General features: G+C 32.2%; 16 protein-coding genes. 5 read left to right on the top strand and 11 right to left on the bottom strand.

The genetic code is table 11. The features are described from left to right. Window positions 1–106 precede the first annotated feature (106 nt). From ABD730_RS11100 to ABD730_RS11090, 3 genes are all read right to left on the bottom strand, one after another. The gene (locus ABD730_RS11100) at window positions 107–439 is read right to left on the bottom strand and encodes a hypothetical protein (protein ID WP_334470734.1); all 333 of its coding nucleotides are present in this window, start codon (window positions 437–439) and stop codon (window positions 107–109) included. Between the two features lie 96 nt (window positions 440–535). Beyond that, window positions 536–988 carry a hypothetical protein gene (locus ABD730_RS11095; protein ID WP_344714597.1) on the bottom strand — a complete coding sequence of 151 codons (453 nt, stop codon included), beginning with the start codon at window positions 986–988 and terminating at the stop codon, window positions 536–538. Window positions 989–1,077: 89 nt separating this feature from the next. Continuing rightward, complete coding sequence (locus ABD730_RS11090) at window positions 1,078–2,574, bottom strand: hypothetical protein (protein ID WP_344714595.1); 1,497 nt, start codon at window positions 2,572–2,574, stop codon at window positions 1,078–1,080. Between the two features lie 151 nt (window positions 2,575–2,725). On the opposite strand from ABD730_RS11090, the gene yiaA reads away from it, so the two are divergent. Together yiaA and ABD730_RS11080 are read left to right on the top strand one after the other, a co-directional pair. Beyond that, a complete protein-coding gene (gene yiaA, locus ABD730_RS11085) occupies window positions 2,726–3,217 on the top strand; it encodes an inner membrane protein YiaA (RefSeq protein WP_334470739.1) in 492 nt (163 codons plus the stop codon). A gap of 225 nt (window positions 3,218–3,442) precedes the next feature. Next, on the top strand, window positions 3,443–4,189 hold the full coding sequence (locus tag ABD730_RS11080) for an alpha/beta hydrolase (protein ID WP_344714593.1): 747 nt from the start codon (window positions 3,443–3,445) through the stop codon (window positions 4,187–4,189). Between the two features lie 58 nt (window positions 4,190–4,247). On the opposite strand, the gene ABD730_RS11075 is transcribed toward ABD730_RS11080, so the two are convergent. The 7 genes from ABD730_RS11075 to ABD730_RS11045 form a co-directional block, all read right to left on the bottom strand. Next, window positions 4,248–6,737 (bottom strand): zinc-dependent metalloprotease, encoded by a 2,490-nt coding sequence (locus ABD730_RS11075; RefSeq protein WP_334470783.1) that lies wholly within the window; start codon window positions 6,735–6,737, stop codon window positions 4,248–4,250. Window positions 6,738–6,829: 92 nt separating this feature from the next. Then, the gene (locus tag ABD730_RS11070) at window positions 6,830–8,062 is read right to left on the bottom strand and encodes a fibronectin type III domain-containing protein (protein WP_344714591.1); all 1,233 of its coding nucleotides are present in this window, start codon (window positions 8,060–8,062) and stop codon (window positions 6,830–6,832) included. A gap of 252 nt (window positions 8,063–8,314) precedes the next feature. Beyond that, entirely contained in the window at window positions 8,315–9,214 is a 900-nt protein-coding gene (locus ABD730_RS11065) for an endonuclease/exonuclease/phosphatase family protein (protein ID WP_334470745.1), read from the bottom strand. A gap of 3 nt (window positions 9,215–9,217) precedes the next feature. After that, window positions 9,218–10,906, bottom strand: a complete 1,689-nt coding sequence (gene lysS / locus ABD730_RS11060; RefSeq protein WP_334470747.1) for a lysine--tRNA ligase — start codon at window positions 10,904–10,906, stop codon at window positions 9,218–9,220. Window positions 10,907–10,988: 82 nt separating this feature from the next. Beyond that, window positions 10,989–11,879 (bottom strand): hypothetical protein, encoded by an 891-nt coding sequence (locus ABD730_RS11055; protein WP_344714588.1) that lies wholly within the window; start codon window positions 11,877–11,879, stop codon window positions 10,989–10,991. Between the two features lie 108 nt (window positions 11,880–11,987). Beyond that, on the bottom strand, window positions 11,988–12,395 hold the full coding sequence (locus tag ABD730_RS11050; RefSeq protein ID WP_334470751.1) for a DUF1573 domain-containing protein: 408 nt from the start codon (window positions 12,393–12,395) through the stop codon (window positions 11,988–11,990). A gap of 109 nt (window positions 12,396–12,504) precedes the next feature. Continuing rightward, window positions 12,505–13,560 carry a response regulator transcription factor gene (locus ABD730_RS11045; RefSeq protein WP_344714585.1) on the bottom strand — a complete coding sequence of 352 codons (1,056 nt, stop codon included), beginning with the start codon at window positions 13,558–13,560 and terminating at the stop codon, window positions 12,505–12,507. A 111-nt stretch (window positions 13,561–13,671) separates the two neighbouring features. Between ABD730_RS11045 and ABD730_RS11040 the strand changes: the two genes are divergently transcribed. From ABD730_RS11040 to lipB, 3 genes are read left to right on the top strand one after another with little or no spacing between them, the layout of a single operon-like run. Next, window positions 13,672–13,830 carry a YqaE/Pmp3 family membrane protein gene (locus ABD730_RS11040; protein WP_092446701.1) on the top strand — a complete coding sequence of 53 codons (159 nt, stop codon included), beginning with the start codon at window positions 13,672–13,674 and terminating at the stop codon, window positions 13,828–13,830. A 42-nt stretch (window positions 13,831–13,872) separates the two neighbouring features. Beyond that, complete coding sequence (locus ABD730_RS11035; protein ID WP_344714582.1) at window positions 13,873–14,673, top strand: hypothetical protein; 801 nt, start codon at window positions 13,873–13,875, stop codon at window positions 14,671–14,673. Window positions 14,674–14,676: 3 nt separating this feature from the next. Next, the gene (gene lipB / locus ABD730_RS11030; protein WP_344714580.1) at window positions 14,677–15,375 is read left to right on the top strand and encodes a lipoyl(octanoyl) transferase LipB; all 699 of its coding nucleotides are present in this window, start codon (window positions 14,677–14,679) and stop codon (window positions 15,373–15,375) included. Between the two features lie 30 nt (window positions 15,376–15,405). On the opposite strand, the gene ABD730_RS11025 is transcribed toward lipB, so the two are convergent. Continuing rightward, complete coding sequence (locus ABD730_RS11025; RefSeq protein ID WP_334470759.1) at window positions 15,406–16,158, bottom strand: YoaK family protein; 753 nt, start codon at window positions 16,156–16,158, stop codon at window positions 15,406–15,408. Window positions 16,159–16,166: the final 8 nt, after the last annotated feature.

Here is a 16,166-nt window from a genome sequence, read left to right as displayed (position 1 = left end):
TTGTAAATATAACACCTCTTCGCTTTTTTGAAAATAAAAAAAAACCAGAACAAATGAATGTTCTGATTTAATTTTTATGAGTTGTTAAACTTTTTTATCAAGACGCCTATTCAAAAGTCAAATAGCGTTCAAATTGTTCTTCTGATAAAATCTTTTTAATCTTGTCGTTTAACTGTTTTTCTATTTTTGCTTTTTCATCTTCGCTTACAGGATTGTTACTAATACGAACTTTACTTTGTTCGTATGCCTTTAAAGCTGAATAAATTTCATTACGTTGTTCTTTGTCAAACTTTATGTGTTTTCTTAAAGCTTCAGTTTTTGTAGCGGCCTTAGCATTTATTTCTTTATTAATTTCTATTTTACTGTTTTGTGCTACAGTAGTTTGAGTTCCAAGAAATAGTGCAAATACAAATAAGCACAAGGTTATTACTTTTTTCATTATGGATTATTTAATTATAATTGGTTACTAAAGTAATAATTTTATTCAACAAAATAAAAAAGTATCGACTATCCGATACTTTTTTAGTGAAATAATCTATTTTTTGCTTCTATTTTTATTACGCATGCCTCTTTTTTTGTGCTTTTTAGGCTCCATTTTTTCATATTTAGCGTATTGTTCAGTAGTTAAAATAGATTTCATTTCACGTTTCATTGCTATTTGATCATCTAATCTTTGATTTTGCATCTTTACGAGTTCTTCTTTAGAAGGCTTTTCTCTCTTTTCTCCCTCTTTAGGTTTATGCGCTTCTCTTGCCTTATTTCTTGATTCAGCTTGCTTTAAAATTAGCTTGTGTACTTTTTGTTGTTGTGCATCTGTTAGGTCTAATTTTAAAGTCAGTTGTTTAGATTTTAAATCTGCAATATCATTTGGAGTCATGTCTTTTCTTAATTCAGAAGTATGCGCTCTGTCTCTTTTGTCATGTTCTTTTTTTTGTGCAAAACCATTTAAGGTTACAAATGCTAGGGCAATAATTACTAATTTTTTCATGTTGTTTATATGTTTGTGTTATACTAGTTTAGACGCTATTAAATTTAAAACGTTTAAAGCCGTCGTTTTTTTTAACACAGAATTTAACATTATGAGTTTAGTAACTGTAGTGTGGTTAGGTATATCGTATTGTTTTCAACTTTGCTTTTTAACCAGGCATAAAAGCTAATGACAAAGATATCTTCTTCGTGAATTGTAATCCATTCAAAAGTTGTTTCTAATTGATCTTTAAAATCTTCTGTTGTAACCGATTTTGGTTTTATATAGTATAGTTCTGCGAATTTTAAAAATTGAAGGATTCTGGTTTGCCCTATTTCTTTTAAATACGTTGAATAACGACGTCTAAAACTTTTTAATCGTGAAAAGAACAAATCATCTTCTTGTAATTCTATATATAATAAAAGTTCTGCTATGTTTTTTTTGATTATCCAATCTATCCCTGCTTTTTCTTTATACCATTGGTCTGAATGATAAAATTTAGATGAAATAGATTTGGCTTTTGTAAAGTCTTCTCTTTGGAAATGAAACATAAAGCAAGTCAGCTGTAAGTCTAATAAAGTTTCTGTATCCTTATGTTTTTTAGTTATGTGTTTTTCAACTAAGGCAATAGCTTCATTTTGTTTATTACTGTAGTTAAGGTTTAAGGCTTCAACTAAAGTTTTCTTTAAGATGAAAGTTTTATAGTAAGCCCCTTTTTTAAGTTGCATTAACTGTTCCATCTCTTTGATGTAGAGTAGGGACGTTTCAAATTTTTTGTTTCTAAAAAGCGTGTTGGCAATGATATAAACGATTGCAATTTGATAAAAAAGTTGCTTGTCGGTTTCCTTTTTTTGTTTGAGAATATCATAACTTTTCATCACAAAGCTTTCAATAGAGTAATATTTTTTTGTGACAAAAGCCGAAATGTTAGCAATCGCTAAAATCTGATATAAAGACTTAAAAGAAAGTGATGTGTTAATTTTAATATGATGTGCTTTTAACAAGTGCTCAAGCTCAGATTCAAAGTCGATGACGTTTCCTTGGTAGGCTACTTTATTTAGTATAGATTTCAGTTTTGCATATACAATATTGAGTTGATCTTCTAATTGATGTTTTTTCTGATTTGCTTTTTGCTTATTTATTAAGTCTTCTAGATTTATTTTAGGATAATTTGGAGCATATTGGATTTTAGTATGGTAAATTTCGTTGCGTATGGCAAACAATGAATGTTCATCTGCTAGGCGTTCTGCTTTGTCTAAAATTTTATAAGCAATGTTGAAATTATTTTGAAGTAAAAATGTACGTGATGCTAAGATGTATTTAACAATTAGCATGTCAATAGAGTTCTCGTCTTCAAGGTTTTTATTGGCAGTATAATCTATTAAGGATTGTAATAGTCGCTTTCTAAGCGCATGGTAAGCATTACTTTTATCTACTTTATAGAGTTGTTTGCAAATAGCTTTTGAATCATAGGTAGAGTAGGCTAGTAATTTAAATAATTGAATGTTTTTGGTGTCTTTGCGTTTGTTCTTTTGCTGAAGATAATTTACAAATTTCTGATGATCTTCGGTACTTAATGTATTGATGATTGATTTTATTTCTATCATTTAATCGTCATTAAATTATTTAATTAATCAGTGAATATAGTAATTTATTATGTTTGTATATTAAATATATCGTCAGTTTTGTTGTGATTGTTGTTTTATAAATATTGCCTTTTATCTGAGATTTGCTTCATAATCATTAAAACCAAACAAGATGAATTATCAAACAACAGTATCGTTAAAAGACGAAGAAAATCTAAATTCAAAAAAGAAAGAAAAGAAAGTGTATAACCATAAGCCAACACCAGCGTTTATTGGTGCCTCATGGTCGGCTTTACTTATTGGTATGGTTGCTTATTGTGTTGGGCTTTGGAATGCAGAGATGATGCTTAATGAAAAAGGCTATTATTTTACCATTCTCCTTTTTGGATTGTTTTCTGTAATTTCAGTTCAAAAAGCAGTTAGGGACAAACTAGAAGGTATTCAAGTTACAGAGATGTATTTTGGTATTAGTTGGTTTACATCCATTGCATCTATTGTTTTATTAACTATTGGACTTTGGAATGCCGATTTAGAATTAAGTGAAAAAGGGTTTTACGCTATGTCATTTACTCTAAGTTTGTTTTCGGCTATTGCTGTACAGAAAAATACCAGAGATGTGGCTTATATAAATAATGAACTAGCGGCAAAAGAAGACGAAGATTAGTTTTGATGATAGGTTAGATAGTAACCCAAAACCTTGCAGCATTATATAGTGCTGCGAGGTTTTAAAATACTTTTTATAGTTTATTACTTTTAGACTTTCCATTTTGAAGGGGTATTGAAATGTTTTTGATAATTAAATATTAAGAAACAAATGGCATTTACCATTAAAGTAAAATTAAAAAAAAGCCTTAAAGTGTTTATACTTGTACTTTTAAGCATATTTGTTATGATAGGATCTGTACTTTATTTTTTTCAAGAAAAATTATTGTTTATGCCTAGTAGGTTGGCGCAAAATTACCAGTATCAGTTTTATCATGATTTTGAAGAATTATTCCTTAAAACAGATGAAAGTACAAGCATAAATGCACTTCATTTTAAAGCTAAAAACCCAAAAGGTGTTATCCTTTATTTTCATGGTAATGCTGGCGATTTAAGTCGTTGGGGAGCTATAGCAGAATATTTTGTACTTCAGCAATACGACGTATTTATAATGGATTATAGAACGTATGGGAAAAGTACAGGGAAATTAAGTGAAGAAGCTTTATATAAAGATGCACAATATTGTTATGATTTCCTCTTAGAACAGTATTCTGAAAATCAAATTACCTTGTATGGCAGATCATTAGGAACGGGAATTGCATCCTATTTAGTTTCAAAAAACAATCCTAAACAACTTATTTTAGAAAGACCTTATTACAGTATTTTAGATGTTGCAAAAGACAGGTTTCCTATGTTACCGGTAAAACAAGTTTTAAAATATCATTTTCCAACCTATCAGTTTTTACCAAAGTCGGAATGCCCAATAACAATTATTCATGGTACTGATGATGCTGTTGTACCTTATGCTTCAGGAAAAAAGCTTTCAGAATTAAATATTGAAAACTTAAGCTTTGTAACTGTAGAAGGTGCTGCTCATAATAATTTGATTGAGTTTGAAGACTATCATAAAACCATTCAAACTATTTTAAACTAAAAAAAAAGGCTTCAAAATTAATTGAAGCCTTTTTTGTTAAGTTGTATTGTCATCCAGATTATTTAGGATCTAAAATTAAATTAATACGTTCTATAGCATCTGCTATATGAATTCTACTCATGGTATCTCCACCACGTGCAGAACGTAATTGACTACGTAAAGTTTTTAACTCAGCTCTTACAACCGCTCTAATATCTGATTGGCTAGTATTAACTGGTGTTACTTTAACGTAAGGACTAGATCTTCTGCTTGCTGTTTGGTTTTTAGCTGTCATCAAGTATTCTAATCTATCAATATGTGCACGTTGTAAATTACGTCTATATGTGTCTATTTTTTTTCCAGTACGTAATTCACTCCAAATACCTGAACGTAAATCACTCATCATGTCAGGTAAAGAGTAGGCTTTGTTATCAAAGGTATAAGCTTCAGTTAAACGTTGCATTTTTCCTAAGCTCAAAATGTTATTAACTGTTCTAGATTGTAAGGCACGAACACGTTCTACAGAACCTGTAAACTCAATACGATCAAAGATATCTTTGTTAATTAACCATTCTGGAGTCTCAAATAAGTTATCATGAAGAAACTGCATCGCTTCTTTTTGATGTGCTTTTGGTACAGCGGTATAAACAGGACCTTCTTGGTCGGCAGCTTTATAATGCTCGTAAACACCTCCAATGTTATTAGATACATGTCCCATATAGCGGTTAAATTGAGAAATTACATGACCGTACATTTCTTCTAAATCATCATAATCTTCTCCAGCTTCTGTAGTCCACTCAATTAAATTAGGTACAATACGCTTTAAATTCTTAATACCGTATTCACTCGCTAACATGGCATTATCACCTAAATCCTCAGTTTGAGAACTTGGGTCAACAACATCTCCAGCTTGTTGATGTCCAAAACGGTACATTGGGTCACCAGCATGTTTCATAATCCACTCGTTAAGAATTGGCTTTTCTTCTTCAGCAGTTTTGTCTAAAATAGGTCTGTAACCCCAAGAAATAGCATATTTATCATAAGTTCCAATGTCTGGCATTAAAGCTACACCTTCATCTCCAGGTTGAGCTATATAGTTAAAACGTGCATAATCCATAATAGAAGGTGCAGTTCCGTACTTTTTGGTGAACTCTGCATCACGTAATTTTTCAACGGGATATGCCACACTACTTCCCATATTGTGAGGTAAACCTAAAGTGTGTCCTACTTCGTGAGCTGAAACAAAACGAATTAAACGGCCCATTACTTCGTCCTTAAATTGTGGGCTCTGTGCATCTGGATTAATAGCAGCTGTTTGTACAAAGAACCAACCACGTAATAATGACATTACATTGTGATACCAATTAATATCACTTTCTAAAATTTCACCTGTTCTTGGGTCACTTACGTGAGGACCATTAGCATTAGGAATTGGTGATGCTAGATAACGTACAACTGAGTAACGTGCATCTTCTGGGCTCCATTCTGGATCTTCTTCTACAGTAGGAGGATCTTTAGCGATAATAGCATCTTTAAATCCGGCAGCTTCAAAAGCTACTTGCCAATCTTCAATACCTTGTTTAAGATATTTTCTCCATTTTTCTGGAGTTGCTCTATCAATATAGTAGACAATCTGTTTCTTAGGAACGACTAATTCTCCACGTTTAAATTTTTCGATGTCTTCGTCTTTAACTTCTAATCTCCAACGATCTAAAAATTCTAAAGTTTTACTTTTTTGATCTTCCAAACCATAATCGGTTTGATTACTCGTAAACCAACCTACACGCTCATCAAAATAACGACGCTTCATTGGTACTGCAGGTAATAATATCATAGAATTATTAATTTCTATAGAAATCGCACCTGTATTAGAGTTTGATGGTGGTTGACCTGAAGCATAAGTTTTTACCGTACGCGACTCAATGTTTGTAGGGTAGGATTTAATACTTTCGATGTATGAAAGCTGACCATCTAAACGTGAAATTTTATATTGTTGTCTAGCACGTTGAGGAAAGCCTAACGGCTTAACATCTTTTGAAAATAAATCTGTAACATCAATAACAGTGTTTAAAGAATCTTTACTGAATGCTTTAATTGGAAAAGTGGCAATTACGGGTTCAAAGTTAGAGTTAACTACCGCTTCATGTACGGGTAAAGAATCTGCAGCAACTACTTGGTGAGATACCATACGTAGTAATACTTTTTTGTTTTTCTTTTCCCATCGTAATACTTGTTCGCTTAATTTTCCTCCACCAAAACCAAGTCCTGATGCTGTTTTAGCGATACGTGTAACCATAAGCATTTCTCTATCGAAAAGAGAATCTGGTATTTCATAAAAGAATTTGTCATCTACATTATGAACAGTAAATAACCCTTTGTCGCTTTTGGCGTCTTTGGTTATAATTTTGCTGTAAGGTTGAGGGTCATTTTTTCCAGGTTTTTTAGCTGGAGGTTTAGCCATCGCACTGGCGTCTTTACCTGATTTTCCAGCCTTTTTTGCAGTAGAGCAAGAAAATGCTAGGAACGCGGAAACTACAAAGAGTAGCTTAATGGATACGTGTTTCAAAATAGTTGGTTTTTATTAAATTTTGATGAAAATACGGATTCTATTAAGAATCTGTTAATATAAAAACCGATTTTAGTATTTTTTTAACGTGAGTATTAAAGTGTGTTCATATATTCCTGAATTAAATTCAAACCTTCTGTATGGCGCATTGTAGTTCCAATAAAAGGCATGCTTAATCCTTCAGAATAAAACGATACTCTATAATCAATGACAACACTTTGTTCTACAATATTGCTTTCTTCTAAAGATGTTTCAAAAGCAAGATTTAAAGTAGATTCGTCTGCACAAGTACCGCCAGGAATATGGCAATGTGCACAGTTAATGTCCATGTAAGCCCTTGCTCTAGTTTCTAATGGAAGTGATGTGTCTTCCCAATTAGGAAGCACTCTAACAGAAGAACTGCTTGACAAGCCTGTTAGTTGTTGGTTACTTATAAATTGCTCTAATTGATTCACCCCATTGATTTCAAAATTCATAGATCTTAATTTTGGACCTATTGGTATAATATCATTATTACTGTTATGGCAAGTAAAACAATCTGTATTTGAAGGGATTTTATAAGTTGTAGAGTTTGAGCTGCCTGATGCATCAATCCAAGTGATAGGTAATGTGCTTCCTGCTAAATCTAAAACGGCATCCGTTTGTTCTTCGTTCCATTTGTAATCTCCAGTTTCCCAAGCTCCATTTAATTTAATTAAAATACGCGTTTCAATAATAGTTCTTCCCAAAGATAGGTCGCGTTCATCTGTATTGTAATAAAAGGTTTTTGCTATTACTGTATGATCTGGAAAAATAGGCAAGCCATCTCCATCAAACTCCATACTTGTTCCTTCTGGTAATGCTATGATACGTTGTTTGTGAGCATAATCAGAAAATAAGGTGGTATTAAGATTATATTCAAAAGCTAAAGGGGTTATTTGTAAATTTTCTAGATTTCCGACAAACAAATTCATTTCAGATAAAATAGGTTTGAATTCTGTAGCTACATTTGGTAATGCTGTTGTAAAGCTATATACGTCAGTATGAAGGCTGATGTTACTAGAGCTACAAACGGTTTGAATGTAGACATCGTAAGTTGTGTTGGCTTGTAAATTGATGAGTTGAGCACCTGTGTCAGATTCGGAAATGGTTGTTCCGCTTCCTAAAGCAAATCCTGAAACTCCATACTCTAAGGTATAAGTTGCAGAAGTGCTAGTGGTTTCCCAAGTTATTGTAGCAGAGTTATTGGTAATAGCGTTTGATGATATATTAGTTACAGTATCGCAAACAGGAATAATATCATCGTCATTATTGCATGAGAAAATGATACTCACGAATAAGAATAGCAAACAAGCTTTTTTTAACATCTGGGAGATTTTCTAATTTATAGCCAGTTGCAATGTAATAAATTTTTTTTGAACGAAAATAAAGGTGATTTTGAAGTCTATTCTTAAATATAAGAAAGAGCAGTCTAGCTATAGATTTCTTTTTTAATTCAGAAAGTGTAATCTCAAAGACTGAGTATTTAGCTAGCTTTTTTTGCTTTAAGTAGGTATTTCTTATGTGTAGGTCTGTAATGTATGTTCTTTAAGGATGTATTATTACTTGAAATCCGTAATAAGCAAAGCATGATCAGAATCTGAATAAAATTCCTTTTTTGTACTTAGTATGTTTAGTTGCTTACTTATCCAAATATGATCAATCTCTAACAAAGGCATTGGGTAAGGCCAAGTAGCTGAAAATCCATTCTGAAAGTTACGTGCAGATGTATAATTGGTTTTAAAATGATTAAAATAAATACTTTCGTAAGGTGTGTTAAAGTCTCCGAGTATAATATCGATGTTATGTTTTTCTAAGTATTTATAAATTTTGGTAAAGGCCTTTTTTTTATTGTGCCAAGGTTTTGCAAAAATGTCAACTATAACAACTTCAAACGTGTTTGCTTCTATTTCTACTTTTAAGTGATTGAGTTTGTAATTGTTTTTTTCTTCAATATAATCAACAACTGTTATGCCTTTTTTGGCAGCCACCATCATGTTTCCCTCTAGAAATTCAATATTATAATTATTGAGTTCTTTTGTGAATTGGGCATTAAAATTATTGTCTTCGTGTAGGACTTCAACAAAAAATAACGCGTCTATACGTTGTGTTTCTAAAGTTTTCTTTAAAACGTCAACATTATAATCTTTTTGGTCGGCTATATTCCATAAAAGTATTGAATTAGCTGAATTAGCATCAATAATGTTATAATTGATATATTGATGGTTAATCCAAAAAAAAGACAGCAAACCAATCAATCCTAATAAGGCAAATAGAATACGTTTTTTATTGTAAAATAGTGCTAAAAGTGGAAATATGGCTAAAATTAAAACAGGTAACGGAAATGCGTAAAACAAAATTCCGGTAACATAAAGGTGGTCTTTAAAACCAAAATGAATTAGTAACAAAAAAACATATCCTATTAAAAGATATGTTTTTTGTTTTTTTAGCCATGTAACCATAGGTTATATCATTTGAACAAATAAACCGTCATCGGTTTTTTCAACCTTTGTTAATCCATGTTTACTTAAACCTTTAATGCCTTTGTCCCAACCTTTGTTACTTAATCCCGATTGAGATTTAAGTACATTTAAGTCCATACGTTTTTCTGCCTTTAAAACTTCTAAAATCGCTTTTTCGTTATCGCTTAAATCTACTTTTTTCTTTTCTGGTCGCATCTGAGGGAAGAATAACACTTCCTGGATACTTTGGTTGTTGGTTAAGAACATAATTAAACGGTCCATGCCAATTCCCATACCTGATGTTGGAGGCATTCCGTATTCTAATGCACGTAAAAAGTCGTGATCAATAAATTCGGTAGCTTCATCATCACCTTTTTGTGCGAGTTTTAATTGGTGCTCAAAACGCTCACGTTGGTCTATTGGGTCATTTAGCTCAGAATAGGCATTTGCAATTTCTTTACCACAAACCATTAGCTCAAATCGCTCTGTTAATTCTGGGTTTTCTCTATGCTCTTTACATAACGGACTCATCTCTTTAGGATAGTCAGTAATGAATGTAGGTTGAATATAGTTTCCTTCACATTTCTCACCAAAAATTTCATCAATCAGCTTGCCTTTACCCATGGTTTCGTCAACCTCAATATGCATGGCTTTTGCAGCTGCTCGTATGTCGTCTTCAGATTTGTTGTAAATATCAAAACCTGTAAACTCTAAAATAGAATCGCGCATCGTAATACGCTTATAAGGTGCTTTAAAATTGATTTTATGTTCACCAAAAGTAGCTTCAGACGTTCCGTTTACTGCAATTGCACAATGCTCTAATAGTTGTTCGCAGAAATCCATCATCCAGTTGTAATCTTTGTAGGATACATAGATTTCCATAGCTGTAAACTCTGGGTTATGTGTTCTGTCCATGCCTTCATTTCTGAAGTTTTTAGAAAACTCATAAACACCATCAAAACCTCCAACGATTAGACGTTTTAAATATAATTCGTTAGCAATTCGCATATATAATGGAATATCCAAACTGTTGTGATGTGTTATAAACGGACGCGCAGCAGCACCACCAGGAATTGGTTGTAAAACCGGTGTTTCTACTTCAAAATAACCAGCATCATTAAAAAATTGACGCATAGCATTAAACAATTTAGTACGCTTAATAAACACTTCTTTTACATGTGGATTGACCACTAAATCTGCATAACGTTGTCTGTAACGTTGTTCAGGATCTGTAAACGCATCATAGGTTTTTCCATCTTTTTGTTTTGGAATAGGTAATGGTTTTAAAGCTTTGCTTAGCAATTTGAAATTCTTAACCATAACGGTTTTTTCACCAACTTGCGTTGTGAAAAGTTCTCCTTCAATACCTACAAAATCTCCTAAGTCTAATAATTTTTTAAAGACATCATTGTATAGCGATTTGTCCTCGCCTTCGCATATTTCGTCTCTGTTAAAATATACTTGAATACGACCTTCGCTATCTTGCAATTGTGCAAAAGACGCTTTTCCTTGAATGTTAATTGCCATTAGACGACCAGCTATAATTACCTGTTTACCGTCTTCAAAATCAGATTTTATTTGTTTTGAAGTATGGTTTACCGGAAATAAATCCGCTGGATAAGGGTTAATCCCTAAAGCTCTAAGCTTTTCTAACTTTTGGCGTCTTACCAATTCTTGTTCTGAAAGTTGCATTCTTATTAATTTTTATAAACTTACCAAGTGTTGGTAAGTGGCTGCAAAATTACACTTTTTACAAAAATTAACGAGTACCTTTTTAGTTAGATTTAATAACCTTTAAATTTTCTTTGAGATCTTTATTGTTGGGAAACAATTTTACAGCATTATCAAGTATTTTTATCGCTTCAGATTTTTTGTCAGAAACCCCTAGAGTATTAGCTAAACTCATGTAAGTTCTTGGCTCGTTTGGAAATAACTTTGTATTTAGGGTAAAAACTTCAATAGCTTCATCTTTTCGGTCTGTTCTGTACAATAGTGATCCATACGTATTAAGCTCATACATACTTGATACTTTATCTTTATGAGTTTTTAGTAATTTTTTACCTTTCTTTTTTAAGCCTTTGACTCCTTTTTTCTTTAGAATATTATCAATTGCAGTAACAATTTGATAGTTGGGTTTGTAATTGTTTACCGTGATGATATTCTGAATATCTTCTTCTAAAGTTGTAATGGGATGTTCAACTATTCGATTAATTTCTTTTCCGTTTTTGTTGAAAATAATGGTAGGTACACGATGGATATTTAAACCAGCTTCTTCGTGTTGTGGACTTTGTTTATACATATTAGGTTCTCTACTTACAGCAATAACGGTAAGTTGATCCATAGGAAAATTACAAGCTTCTAAAACTTTATATAATTTGGGAACTTCTTGTTTACTATCTCCACACCAAGTGCCCATAAAAAGGGTGATATCATAATTTTTTAACTCAGAAGAAATAGAAGAAGTTATGGAGGTGTTAACTTCATATTCGGCATAATTTTTAGAGAACCAAGAGCTGTAATTTTTACCTTCTAAACCAGTTTTGTCAATTTTTCCAAGTAAATAAGGGGTTTTTCCGTCCTTTATTATTTCTTGATTGCGTTGTTGTGCATTGCTGTGAAATACGGTTACTAATGTGATTATGATGGTTAAAATGGTCGTTTTCATTTTTGATAATTTTATGATTGATACTGTTTGTCTTCTTGAGCTCAGTTAAAAGGTATTGTATGAAATAGCTATTGACCAAGCTCAATTAGACCGATGAGATATTTAATATTATTTAGAGGCCACTATATTTCCTTTGATTTTTAAGATTTTGTTGCCGCCTTCTGCATTAGAAATAACAGTGACCGTTTTTGTAAAAGCCCCTAATCTTTTGGTGTCGTACTTAATTTCTAGTTCACCTTGATCGCCTGGTTGTATAGGTGCTTTTGAATAACTTGGCACTGTACAGCCACAGCTTGTTTTAACTTTTGTGATAAGCAAAGGAGCATCCCCAGTATTGGTAAATGTGAAAATCCGCTTACCTTCAGCATTTTGAGTTATGGTTCCGTAGTTAATAACTTCAGTTTTAAATTTTAAAATAGCAACTTTTACATCGTATTTGTCAAATTCGGTTGGTGCAGCGTTAAAAAAACTTAGTGCAAAGATTAAAAGAATGCTAATGTTTAATGTTCGTTTCATAATAAATATTTTAAATGATTAATATGAAAACAAACATCTCATATAAAGATGTGAATGTTGAAAAAACAAGGTTGGAAATTGGTACTAGTACCTAGGTTGAATTTTTTAACTATTTGGTAAATAGAGACTTTGCGTCGTTTCTAGATTGCACGTTTAACTTTTTGTAAATGTTATTAGTATGCGTTTTTACTGTGCTTACGCTTAAAAAAAGAGATTCAGCAATGTCTTTGTTGGTTTTGTCCATGAGCAAATGCTCTAAAACCACTTGTTCTTGTTTAGATAATTTAGCTTTTAAATCGTCAATTTTAGATTGGTTTCGTTTCCAAAAGTGATATAATAAAAATAGATTTAGAATAATTGATAATCCTAAAAAGGAGTAGAGTATAACATTCCAATTTGATGCTGTTTCTCCATTTGATGCAGCTAACATATAACGATCAGCTTCTAATTCATTAGTATACTGTTTTGTGTATGGTGCATTAGGATAAGTAGTTTCTAATCGTGCTTTTAAATTGTCGTAATATTGGTTTTGTTTCAGGTCTTCAACATAATAGCTATGCAAATCACTACTTCGGTCCGATAAATACGTGTAAATATAAAGTTCTGCTAAAGGCTCATCTAAAGCTTCTCCAAAGTATTGAAGGGTTTTAAACCATTTTTTGTTGTTTAGTTTACGGTTGGCCTCACTTCTAAACTCGCCATAGGCAAAACGCATGTCGTTTTTTAGAGAGTCTATTTTTACAAATGCATTTGCTTTAGGATTGTTAGATTCTACTCTGCAAAATACTTGATTTCCAAATGAAAAAGGCAGTTTTAATGTGTCTGTGTTTTTTGCGATAAATAACAGTGCTTCGCTATCGCTACAATGCCCATTAAAGTGATTAACACCTTGTTGAATATCGGAGCATTTATCTACGTGAATACGATAAATACGATTTTCAGTATCTAGCATATTGCCTTTAAACTCAAAAAAGCCTGAGGAATCAGCAGTGGTTTTAGCGATAATTTGTTCAGAATACACACCAGACATTTTTCGGTAATCTTCAACAATAGAAAGGTATACCGCTCTATCCCATTCTTCAGGATTTGTATAGCCCGAAAATGAATATTGCGCTTTACAAATAGAAGAGATACTTAAAAAAACGAAGAGAAGTTTTATTCGCATAAAACGAAACTACATAATTTTATTTTGATTTCAATATCGAGAATTGATAAAAAATGTAACATTTTAAATTAAAGTACGTCTTATAATTACATCAAATCATCAAAACGAATTATGAGTATCTGGCGTGTTATTCTTTCTATTATTTGTCCGCCTTTAGCTGTTTTAGACAAAGGTTGTGGCTCAATTCTTATTACTTTTTTATTGTGGCTCTGCGGTTGGGTACCCGGCGTTATTGCAGCTTTGGTTATTTTGAATAATCCAGAGCGATAAAATCATTACCTTTGCGCTTTAAAAAAAAGCAATAAAGTACTGATGAAAAAACTTATTATACTATTGGCTATTGCAGGCTTTCTAACGAGCTGTAGTGTGACCGAATCAATTGTGTTTAATAATGATATGAGCGGAGAATATATTTCGTCTTTTGATATTACTCCAATAATGAATTATGCCAACGAAAACAGGTCTAGGACAAATGAAGCACTGATAAAGGAAGAAAAAGTTGATACCACTGTGGTGTTTAATGATTTGTTTGAAAGCTATAAAGATAGTATTGCTACCCTTTCTGAAGCACAGCGTGCTAAATTAGAAAACCTTAGAGGGATGAAGATGAGAGTTCGTATGGATGTAGAAAATGATGTGTTTGATTTTAATATAAAAAAATCATTTAAGGCTGTTTCTGAATTAGAAAATATTAATGAAAAAGTAGACGATGCTATGGGAATAGCTAAGGCTATGGGGAGTAAGGATGCAAATGCTTCTGAAGGACAATTAGATAAACTTACTAAAGTGGATAAGGTGGTTTATACTTTTGAAGACAACACTTTTACCCGTTTTATGCCTAATGCGGTAGTAGAGCAAGAAAAATCTAATGAAGGAGAGACAACAGAAGCTGATGAAAATGATTTTTCAAAACAATTTGAAATGCAATTTGAAGAAATTTTCTCTACATCGTATTATAAACTGGTGTATACGTTTCCAAGAAAAGTAAAGTCTGTTTCTAATAAAAATGCATTGATTTCTGAAGATGGTAAAACAGTAACTTACAAAGTAGGTTGGAGCACGCTTAAAGAGGATGCGACTTCAATGAATTTAAACGTTGTTTTAGAAGATTAAGGTTTGAATAAAACGATACAACTTCAAGATTTAGGCACTAAAGATTTTAAAGCTACTTGGGATTACCAAGAAGAGTTGTTTAAATCTATTTTAGATACTAAGGTGAAAAATAGAAGGGAAGATGCAGGTTTAGAAACCGATAACCACTTTCTTTTTGTAGAGCATCCTCATGTTTATACATTGGGTAAGAGTGGCGATTTATCTAATTTGTTGCTTTCTGAAGCACAATTAGCTGAAAAAGGCGCTACATTTTATAAAATAAACAGAGGCGGAGATATTACTTACCATGGACCAGGTCAAATTGTAGGTTACCCTATTTTAGATTTAGATAATTTCTTTACAGACATCCATAAATACTTACGTCTTTTAGAAGAGGTGATTATACGCACGTTAGCAGAGTATGGTTTGTTAACTGAGCGTAGTCCTGGTGAAACAGGTGTGTGGTTAGATGTAGGCACTCCTTTTGCTAGAAAGATTTGTGCTATGGGTGTGAGAGCAAGCCGCTGGGTTACAATGCATGGATTTGCCTTAAATGTGAACGCCGATTTAGGTTATTTTGATAATATAATTCCTTGTGGTATTAGAGGAAAAGCAGTAACAACTTTAAATAATGAATTAGGTGTTGAAAGGGTAGACGAAGCTGAGGTTAAACGAAAGCTTTTAAAACATTTTAGGTTGCTTTTTGAGGCCGATTTTGTTTAGGTGTCTCATTGCTTGGTTCTAAGTACTATATTATAATATACTGCTATTATGCTTTCTCTGATTGTATTTTCTTTTAGTTCGGATTACACCATACCTGAAATCATCATAGAATAGACTTATTAATAAAATTATTGCGCCAAAGATTAGTGTGTTTAATTTTAAATTTATTCTTGAATAAAGAAATCCGCCAATTATTCCACCCAAAAAGAAGAAACAGATAATATAGATTCGTAGTTTGATAGTTGATTTTATCTTATCTCTATGTGGACGATATACGGAGAATAAAAGTTGAGACAACTCAATTCCTAAATCTGTAAACAGTCCTGTTAAATGGGTGGTTCGTACAATAGCGTTTGATATTTTTGTGACAAAAGAGTTTTGAAGTCCCATTGCAAAAAGAAGCGCACATATAATTAAATCTGGGTATTTTATTTCCGTGATATTGCTTACAATAGCAATTGAAATTAATATAAGACATTCAATAAGTGTTGGTATAACAAAAACATTTAGTTTTTTGTTTTCTTTAAATATCTCAATGAGAAAACTTGATGAAAAAGAGCCAAATAGAAAGGAAAATATATAAAGAAAATAGATTGTTCCTTTCCAGAATTCAAAATTAGCGACATCACTAATAAAAAGTGCAAAATGGCCAGTGACATTTGTTGTTAATTGATTGAAAGCTAAAAAACCAGTTACATTTACAATCCCAGCTACAAATGACAAAATGGTAGCAATTCGCAGATTATGTTTTAATGTTCTGCTTTTGCCTTGGTGTCTAAACATTTTGTTTT

Source organism: Winogradskyella damuponensis (genome assembly GCF_039538385.1).
Classification (GTDB): Bacteria; Bacteroidota; Bacteroidia; order Flavobacteriales; family Flavobacteriaceae; genus Winogradskyella; species Winogradskyella damuponensis.
This window is presented reverse-complemented; position numbering and strand designations above follow the sequence as displayed.

Bases quoted from the DNA above. Each gene is read 5' to 3' on its own strand.
- lysS (WP_334470747.1), bottom strand. From the start codon at position 10,906: ATGCAACTTTCAGAACAAGAATTGGTAAGACGCCAAAAGTTAGAAAAG.
- ABD730_RS11025 (WP_334470759.1), bottom strand. From the start codon at position 16,158: ATGTTTAGACACCAAGGCAAAAGCAGAACATTAAAACATAATCTGCGA.
- ABD730_RS11090 (WP_344714595.1), bottom strand. From the start codon at position 2,574: ATGATAGAAATAAAATCAATCATCAATACATTAAGTACCGAAGATCAT.
- ABD730_RS11050 (WP_334470751.1), bottom strand. From the start codon at position 12,395: ATGAAACGAACATTAAACATTAGCATTCTTTTAATCTTTGCACTAAGT.
- ABD730_RS11095 (WP_344714597.1), bottom strand. From the start codon at position 988: ATGAAAAAATTAGTAATTATTGCCCTAGCATTTGTAACCTTAAATGGT.
- ABD730_RS11045 (WP_344714585.1), bottom strand. From the start codon at position 13,560: ATGCGAATAAAACTTCTCTTCGTTTTTTTAAGTATCTCTTCTATTTGT.
- ABD730_RS11065 (WP_334470745.1), bottom strand. From the start codon at position 9,214: ATGGTTACATGGCTAAAAAAACAAAAAACATATCTTTTAATAGGATAT.
- ABD730_RS11080 (WP_344714593.1), top strand. From the start codon at position 3,443: ATGATAGGATCTGTACTTTATTTTTTTCAAGAAAAATTATTGTTTATG.
- ABD730_RS11040 (WP_092446701.1), top strand. From the start codon at position 13,672: ATGAGTATCTGGCGTGTTATTCTTTCTATTATTTGTCCGCCTTTAGCT.
- ABD730_RS11055 (WP_344714588.1), bottom strand. From the start codon at position 11,879: ATGAAAACGACCATTTTAACCATCATAATCACATTAGTAACCGTATTT.
- yiaA (WP_334470739.1), top strand. From the start codon at position 2,726: ATGAATTATCAAACAACAGTATCGTTAAAAGACGAAGAAAATCTAAAT.
- ABD730_RS11100 (WP_334470734.1), bottom strand. From the start codon at position 439: ATGAAAAAAGTAATAACCTTGTGCTTATTTGTATTTGCACTATTTCTT.
- ABD730_RS11035 (WP_344714582.1), top strand. From the start codon at position 13,873: ATGAAAAAACTTATTATACTATTGGCTATTGCAGGCTTTCTAACGAGC.